The sequence below is a fragment of the Bradyrhizobium sp. WSM4873 genome (assembly GCF_055811355.1).
Window position 1 is genome coordinate 22,585 of the sequence record NZ_JBVVPS010000052.1, and the last position, 7,200, is coordinate 29,784.

Annotated in this window: 8 protein-coding genes; 3 read left to right on the forward strand and 5 right to left on the reverse strand. The window is 64.6% G+C overall.

Annotation, left to right across the window (positions count from 1 at the left end):
• Positions 1-177 precede the first annotated feature (177 nt).
• Positions 178-1,215 carry an aspartate-semialdehyde dehydrogenase gene (locus AC0L21_RS35755; RefSeq protein WP_473266505.1) on the forward strand — a complete coding sequence of 346 codons (1,038 nt, stop codon included), beginning with the start codon at positions 178-180 and terminating at the stop codon, positions 1,213-1,215.
• Positions 1,216-1,321: 106 nt separating this feature from the next.
• On the opposite strand, the gene queA is transcribed toward AC0L21_RS35755, so the two are convergent.
• From queA to coaD, 5 genes are all read right to left on the reverse strand, one after another.
• Complete coding sequence (gene queA, locus AC0L21_RS35760) at positions 1,322-2,404, reverse strand: tRNA preQ1(34) S-adenosylmethionine ribosyltransferase-isomerase QueA (RefSeq protein WP_473266513.1); 1,083 nt, start codon at positions 2,402-2,404, stop codon at positions 1,322-1,324.
• A 143-nt stretch (positions 2,405-2,547) separates the two neighbouring features.
• Complete coding sequence (locus AC0L21_RS35765) at positions 2,548-3,012, reverse strand: peptidylprolyl isomerase (protein WP_473266507.1); 465 nt, start codon at positions 3,010-3,012, stop codon at positions 2,548-2,550.
• Entirely contained in the window at positions 3,009-3,434 is a 426-nt protein-coding gene (locus AC0L21_RS35770; protein WP_063996246.1) for a hypothetical protein, read from the reverse strand. Before AC0L21_RS35770 ends, AC0L21_RS35765 begins: the two co-directional genes overlap by 4 nt.
• A gap of 8 nt (positions 3,435-3,442) precedes the next feature.
• A complete protein-coding gene (locus AC0L21_RS35775; protein WP_473266509.1) occupies positions 3,443-4,006 on the reverse strand; it encodes a peptidylprolyl isomerase in 564 nt (187 codons plus the stop codon).
• A gap of 41 nt (positions 4,007-4,047) precedes the next feature.
• Positions 4,048-4,542, reverse strand: a complete 495-nt coding sequence (gene coaD, locus AC0L21_RS35780) for a pantetheine-phosphate adenylyltransferase (RefSeq protein WP_007610644.1) — start codon at positions 4,540-4,542, stop codon at positions 4,048-4,050.
• 247 nt (positions 4,543-4,789) lie between these two features.
• On the opposite strand from coaD, the gene AC0L21_RS35785 reads away from it, so the two are divergent.
• Positions 4,790-5,047, forward strand: coding sequence for a hypothetical protein (locus AC0L21_RS35785; RefSeq protein WP_473266511.1), 258 nt, complete (start codon positions 4,790-4,792; stop codon positions 5,045-5,047).
• Positions 5,048-5,262: 215 nt separating this feature from the next.
• Positions 5,263-7,116: a potassium transporter Kup gene (locus AC0L21_RS35790; RefSeq protein WP_473266516.1), complete on the forward strand. Its 1,854-nt coding sequence runs from the start codon at positions 5,263-5,265 to the stop codon at positions 7,114-7,116.
• Positions 7,117-7,200: the final 84 nt, after the last annotated feature.

Consider the following 7,200-nt stretch of genomic DNA (forward strand, 5'->3'; position numbering starts at 1 on the left):
TCTCCCGCATAAGCTCCCGCCATGTTCGCGACCACCAAACGCACGACTAAAACCACCACGGCCTTCGGGGCCCGGGGAGGCGTGCGCGTGTAGTCGTCGACTAGAACGCAATCCACTCTACCGAAGCCCCGCCCCTCGTTGGTCCGGGGCTTTTTTGTTGTCTGAATTCTCAAATCAATGGAGGACAAAGTGAGTAACGATCCCGTCGTCGCGATTGTCGGCGTCACCGGTGCGGTGGGCGCCGAATTCATCGCCACCATGGACAAGCGCGGCTTTCGCGTCGGCAAGCTCAAGGCGCTGGCCAGCGCCCGCTCGGCCGGCAAGACGGTGTCGTTCCGCGGGCAAGACGTCGTCATCGAGGAGCTGACCGAACGCGCCCTCGAAGGCGTCGACATCGCCCTGTTCTCCGCCGGCGGCAGCATCTCCAAGAAGTACGCGCCGATCGCGGTCAAGGCGGGTGCCGTCGTCGTCGACAACTCCTCCGCCTTCCGCATGGACTCGAACGTGCCGCTGGTGATCCCCGAGATCAACGCGAACCGCATCCGCGACCACAAGGGCATCATCGCCAACCCGAACTGCGCCGCCATTACGGCGCTGGTGCCGCTGTGGCCGATCCACCAGAACAACCGCATCAAGCGCGTGATCATCTCGACCTACCAGGCGGCCTCCGGCGCCGGCGCTGCCGCCATGGACGAGCTGGTCGAGTCCACCCGCGCCAACCTCAACGGGCAGGTTTATACGCCGAAGGTGATGCCGCATCCCTACGCCTTCAACCTCTTCAACCACAACACGGCGATCGACCCCGACACCGGCTACAACGACGAAGAGACCAAGGTCATCAACGAAACCCGCAAGATCTTCGAGGACGACAAGATCGCGATCGGCGTCACCTGCGTGCGCGTGCCGGTGCTGCGGGCTCATTGCGAGGCCATCACCTTCGAATGCGAGAAGCCGATCACCGAGGACCAGGTCCGCGCCATCATGGCGCGAGCGCCCGGCGTCAAGATCGTCGACGACCGTGCCAAGAACTACTTTCCGATGCCGATCGACGCCTCGGGTCAGGACGACGTCCTGGTCGGCCGAATCCGCAAGGACCTCAGCGACCCCTCCGGGCATTCGATCTCGATGTTCGTGGCGGCGGATCAGCTGCTCAAGGGCGCTGCACTCAACGCGGTGCAGATCGCGGAGCTCCTGCCGCAGCGGCAGATGGCGTAGCGGGTATCGTAGGGTGCTTAGCCAGGCGGCTGCGCGAAGCGCAGTCCGCTTGGCGAACCCGCCTCTTTCGCTTCCGCGGAGACAAACAGTGGTGGGTTACGCTTCGCTAACCCACCCTACCGCTCGCCCGAAACAACAAACACGCATCGCCATACGAATAGAACCGATAGCCGGTCGCGATCGCGTGTGCATAGGCCTGCTGCATCGTCTCCAGCCCGGAGAACGCCGACACCAACATGAACAGTGTCGATTTCGGCAAATGGAAATTGGTCAGTAGAATATCGACGGCGCGGAAGCGATAGCCGGGAGTGATGAAGATCGACGTCTCGGCGGCGAACGGCTCAATGGTGCCGTCCTCGCCGGCTGCGCTCTCGAGCAGGCGCAACGACGTGGTGCCAACCGCGATGATACGGCCGCCGTTCTTGCGCGCGGTGTTGAGCCGTTCCGCCGTCTCGGCCGAGAGCGTGCCCCACTCGGCGTGCATCTTGTGGCCTTCGGTGTCGTCCACCTTCACCGGCAGGAAGGTCCCTGCCCCGACATGCAGCGTGACGCGGTTGATGCCGACGCCACGCGCGTGCAGCGCCTGCTCCAGCGCCGGCGTGAAATGCAGGCCGGCTGTCGGCGCGGCAACGGCGCCTTCATTCGCCGCGAACATGGTCTGGTAGTCGGCGAGATCCCGATCGTCAGGCGTACGTTTCGAGGCGATGTAGGGCGGCAGCGGCGGGCTGCCGAGATCGGCGATGGCTTGATCCAGCGTCGGGCCGTGAAACGAAAATGACAGCGTCACCTCGCCTTCCACGCCCTTGGCCTCGACCTCGGCGTCGAGATGGCCGAGCAGGCAGACCTTGCCCTCATTGCCGAAGCGGATGCGGTCGCCGGCTGTGAGTTTTTTGGCAGGCTTCACGAGCGCCTGCCAGCGCGAGCCGTCGAGGCGCTTGATCAGCGTTGCCTCGATCTTTGGCTCGGTCTCGCGGCCGATGCGACGGCCGCTCAATTGCGCCGCGATCACCTTGGTGTCGTTGACGACGAGCTGGTCGCCCGGCCTCAGCCATTGCGGCAGATCGGCGACGATTTGGTCGCGCAACGTGCCGTGATCGACAACCAGCATCTTCGCGGAGTCGCGCGGGCTCGCCGGGCGCAACGCGATGCGCTCGGGCGGCAGGTGGAAATCGAAGAGGTCGGTGCGCATCGCGTGCTCGGGGCCGTACAGTTGGACCCTCATGGTGAGGAGGCGCGTAGCGCCGTCTCGAACCATGAAGGCCGAGCTGCAGCAGCGGGGCCTTCATCCTTCGAGACGCGCGTTCCGCGCTCCTCAGGATGAGGGTTGAACGCTTACTCCTTATCCGCCGCCATCCGCGCCTTGACGATCTTGTCGGGGTTCTGCACGGGCTCGCCGCGCTTGATCTTGTCGACGTTCTCCATGCCCTCGGTGACCTTGCCCCACACCGTGTACTGGTTGTCGAGGAAGCGGGCGTCGTCGAACACGATAAAGAACTGGCTGTCGCCGGAATCCGGGCTGGCGGCGCGCGCCATCGAGGTGGTGCCGCGCACATGCGGCTCCTTGTTGAACTCGGCCTTCAGCTTCTTGCCGGAGCCCCCGGTGCCGGTGCCCTGCGGGCAGCCGGTCTGCGCCATGAAGCCGTCGATCACGCGATGGAACACGATGCCGTCGTAGAAGCCTTCGCGCACGAGTTCCTTGATGCGCGCGACGTGGCCGGGCGCCAGATCAGGCCGCATCTCGATGGTGACGGGGCCCTGCGTGGTCTCGAGGATCAGGGTGTTTTCGGTGGCGCTCATGCTCGTCTCTCTTGGGTTGGGGGTGAAGTCCTGTCAGGTGAAGATTTGCGGTTGCGAAACTGGATCGCGAATGGACGCCCCGCAGCGGCGCCGGCCATCGCATCGGTAAATGGCATCGGCGTGCAGCGTTGCAATGCCTCCATCACCGCGACCCGGTATTGCAGTCGGTCCTCGTCGGAGGCCTCCGCGGATTCATAGGTAATCCTCGGATGGCCCAGAATGTTTCCGGCCCGGTTGAAGCTCACGACGACGGTGATGTCGATCGGGCGGGCCCTGGCGGCGGGCGGCGGCTTCCAGCAGGTGCGCAGATGCCGGAAGATGTCCTGGATGGTGTTGACCTGTGCGTCCTCGGCGATTGCGCCGGGAACGCCGAGCAGCAGCACCGCGGCAACCAGCAGGAGCTTGCCACCGCAGCGCGCCATCGTCTCTCCTATTTGATGTCGGAAGCGACCTGCACCTTCACCATCTTGTCGGGATCGGTGACGGTGCCGCCGCTCGATCCGGGAGGCGCCTTCTTGAGCTTGTCGACGACGTCCATGCCCTGCACGACCTCGCCGATCACGGTGTACTGGTTGTCGAGGCTGCCGCCGTCGGCGAACATGATGAAGAACTGCGAATTGGCGGTGTCCACGCTGTCGCCGCGCCGGGCCATGCCGACGATGCCGCGCGCAAAATGCACCTTGGAGAATTCCTGCTTCAGGTTCGGATATTTCGACCCGCCGGTGCCGTTGAAGTTCTGACCGTCACCAGTCTGTGCCATGAAGCCGTCCATGACGCGGTGAAACGGCACGTTGTTGTAGTAGCCCTCGCGCGCGAGCTGCTTGATGCGCTCGGCGTGCTGGGGCGCGAGGTCCGGTCTCAGCTTGATGACGATGCGGCCCTTGGTGGAGTCGATGACGATGGCGTTGGCCTTGTCGAGGCCGGCCGGCAAGGCTTGCGCGAAGGCCGGCACCGCGAACAGAACCGCGGCAACAAATGCGAGAATTCGGATCATGATAACTCCGGATCAGAGATGAGAAAGGAAACGCGCCGTTATCAGGCGAATTTTGCCTTGAGCTGGGCCGCAACCAGCGGCGGGACGAAAGCCGAGACGTCCCCGCCCATGGCTGCGATCTGGCGCACCAAAGTGGCGGTGATCGGGCGGACCATGGGAGAAGCCGGCAGGAAGACCGTATGCACCTCGGGCGCCATGGCCTCGTTCATGCCGGCGAGCTGCATCTCGTAGTCGAGGTCGGTGCCGTCGCGCAGGCCCCGAATCATGATCGTCGCACCGTGCTTGCGCGCCGATGTCACCGACAGATCGTCAAACGTCGCGGCTTCGAGCACGCAGCCGGCCTGGGCCGCCACCGGCCCGCAGACGTCATGGAGCATCTTGAGCCGCTCCTCGGTCGAGAACAGCGGCTTCTTGCCGGGGTGCACCCCGATCGCGACAACGAGCCTGTCGCACAGCGACACGCTGTGCCGGACCACGTCCAGATGGCCGTTGGTGATGGGGTCGAAGGAACCTGGATAGAAGGCAATGCGGGGCATGGCCACGTCCTACCGCGCCCTGCCCGGCCCGGCAAGCCGGTCCGGTTCCCTGGCGGTTTTTCCGCAAAACCGTGTCGGAATGCGCTGAATTGTTTCGTCCTGAGGGCGGCCACGAAACAAAACGGAGCGCGAACGAAACCATTTCCCGCGTTCGCGAAAACGTCCGGAAACTGGCCATGGTTACTAATCCGGCCAACGAACGACGGGCCGCACACTGGGCGTAGCGGCCGCATCACAGGGGACTGTCATGATCAAGGCTTTTTCGGCGATCGCCATCTCTGCGTGTGTTGCTGCCGCCCTCACCCTCCTGCCCGGCTTCGCCCCCACCGTCGAAGCGAGCGTGCCGCAACCGCTCGCCAAGGGCGACCGGCTCGATATCCGCACTATCGGCAAGGACTGCTCGCGGCAGGCCTGGCCGAATTTCGAGGCGTCCTGCCTTCGCCAGGCCGGCACCAAAGCCGACATCCGCGAGGCCCGCCTCGTGACCGCCAACCGCACTCCGTAGCGCGGGCTGTCAGTTTCTCGTCAGGAAACCTCCCGATAAGTCCCAACGATAAACCGCAAAGATAACCCATGGATATTTGCGACGTCCCGTCGCAGACTGCCCGATGCTCGCGCCCGCCGGAATGACCCGTCGGGCGCGAACCCATCGGGGGGTTACCATTGTCCAGTACGCCCGCAGTCGCCTCCGGCCATCAACCTGATCCACTGCCACTTGCCATGACCTTGGGCGCCCTCGGGGTGGTCTATGGCGATATCGGCACCAGCCCCCTCTATGCCCTGAAGGAAGCCGCCAAGGCTGCCGCCCACGGCGGCACATTGACGAACGATGCCGTTCTGGGCGTTGCCTCCCTGATCCTCTGGGCGCTGTTGCTGATCATCTCGCTGAAATATGCGCTGTTGATTCTGCGTGCGGACAACCGCGGCGAAGGCGGCATCGTCGCCCTGCTGGCCTTGCTGCATGCCCGCAACGCCCAACCCGGTACCTGGCGCGCGCATCTGCTGGTCGTCGGCCTCGTCGGCGCCGCCCTGCTCTACGGTGATGGCGCGATCACGCCGGCGATCTCGGTGCTCTCAGCCATCGAAGGTCTGAAGGTCGACGCACCATCGCTCGCGCCGGCGGTTGTGCCCGTGACCGTCGTCATCCTGATCGGACTGTTCATGATGCAGAAGCAGGGCACCGGCTTCATCGGCCGCATCTTCGGGCCGGTGATGCTGGCCTGGTTCTTCGTGCTGGCAGCGCTCGGCATCCACGGCATCGTCAAGGCGCCGGCGGTGCTGGCGGCGCTGAGCCCGCTCTATGCTTTCGACTTCCTGATCCACCAGGATTTTCATGTCTCCTTCGCGATCCTGGGGGCCGCCTTCCTCGCGGTGACCGGCGGCGAAGCCATGTATGCCGACATGGGGCATTTCGGCCGCCTGCCGATCCGGCTGGCCTGGTTCGCGATCTGCCTCCCCGCGCTGGTGCTGAACTATTTCGGCCAGGCCGCGCTGCTGATCACCGACCCCACCATGATCGAAAATCCGTTCTTCCAGCTCTGTCCTGACGCCCTGCACTATCCGCTGGTCGCGTTCTCGGCGGTCGCAACCGTGATCGCCTCGCAGGCCATCATCTCCGGCGTGTTCTCGCTGACGCAGCAGTCGATCCAGCTCGGCTTCCTGCCCCGCATGCAGATCCGTCACACCACGAGCGACGCGATCGGCCAGATCTATGTGCCATTGGTGAACTGGCTGCTCGCCGCCGCAACGCTCGGCGCCGTCCTGAGCTTCGGCAGCTCGGATGCGCTGGCCGGCGCCTACGGCATCGCGGTGTCGCTGTTGATGGCGATCACCACGCTGCTCGCCGCCCTGGTCGCGATCCAGTGGGGCTATTCGCCATGGCTCGTGGTGGCCGTGAACGGATTCTTCTTCGTGATCGACGTGATCTTCTTCTCGGCCAATTCGATCAAGCTGTTCGAGGGCGGCTGGTTTCCACTGATGCTCGCCGCCCTCGTTGCCTTCCTGATGCTGACCTGGCGAAGCGGCGTGAAGCTCGTCGAAGCGGCACGCGCGAAGCTGCGCCAGCCCGAAGAGGATCTGATCGAGACCGCGGTCAACAAGTGCAGCGCCAGACTCCCCGGGACCGCCGTGTTCCTGGCCTCGGCGCCCCGCGGCGTGCCGCTGGCGCTGACCCAGTTCGTCAAGCACAACCACGTGCTGCACGAGCGCATCGTCCTGGTCACCGTGCTGATCGAGGAACTTCCTCACATCGCCGACGAAGACCGCATCGAGGTGATCGAGATCATTCCCGGCATTACCCGCGTCGTCCTGCATTACGGCTTCATGCAGAACCCGACGATCTACGAAGGGCTGACCCTGGCCTGCCGCCAGGGCAAGCTCCCCGGCATCGACCTCTCCGACATCACCTATTACGTCGGCCGCGAAACCATCATCCCGCGCGAGGACGTGCCGGGCATGTGGGTCTGGCGCGAAACCGTATTCGCCTTCCTGCAACGCAACGCCGAACGCTCCGCCGCGTTCTTCGGCGTGCCGACCAAGCAGGTGGTGGAGTTCGGCACAGAGCTGGAGATTTAGGGCAGTTCGTAGATGGGGTAACGGGTCGGCCTCCGCGGCCAAGCCGCGCTAGCTACGGCGCTATGTGATGCGCGCGTCGCGCGG

Bases quoted from the DNA above. Each gene is read 5' to 3' on its own strand.
- AC0L21_RS35755 (WP_473266505.1), top strand. From the start codon at position 178: ATGGAGGACAAAGTGAGTAACGATCCCGTCGTCGCGATTGTCGGCGTC.
- coaD (WP_007610644.1), bottom strand. From the start codon at position 4,542: ATGCCCCGCATTGCCTTCTATCCAGGTTCCTTCGACCCCATCACCAAC.
- AC0L21_RS35775 (WP_473266509.1), bottom strand. From the start codon at position 4,006: ATGATCCGAATTCTCGCATTTGTTGCCGCGGTTCTGTTCGCGGTGCCG.
- queA (WP_473266513.1), bottom strand. From the start codon at position 2,404: ATGCGCACCGACCTCTTCGATTTCCACCTGCCGCCCGAGCGCATCGCG.
- AC0L21_RS35770 (WP_063996246.1), bottom strand. From the start codon at position 3,434: ATGGCGCGCTGCGGTGGCAAGCTCCTGCTGGTTGCCGCGGTGCTGCTG.
- AC0L21_RS35790 (WP_473266516.1), top strand. From the start codon at position 5,263: ATGACCTTGGGCGCCCTCGGGGTGGTCTATGGCGATATCGGCACCAGC.
- AC0L21_RS35785 (WP_473266511.1), top strand. From the start codon at position 4,790: ATGATCAAGGCTTTTTCGGCGATCGCCATCTCTGCGTGTGTTGCTGCC.
- AC0L21_RS35765 (WP_473266507.1), bottom strand. From the start codon at position 3,012: ATGAGCGCCACCGAAAACACCCTGATCCTCGAGACCACGCAGGGCCCC.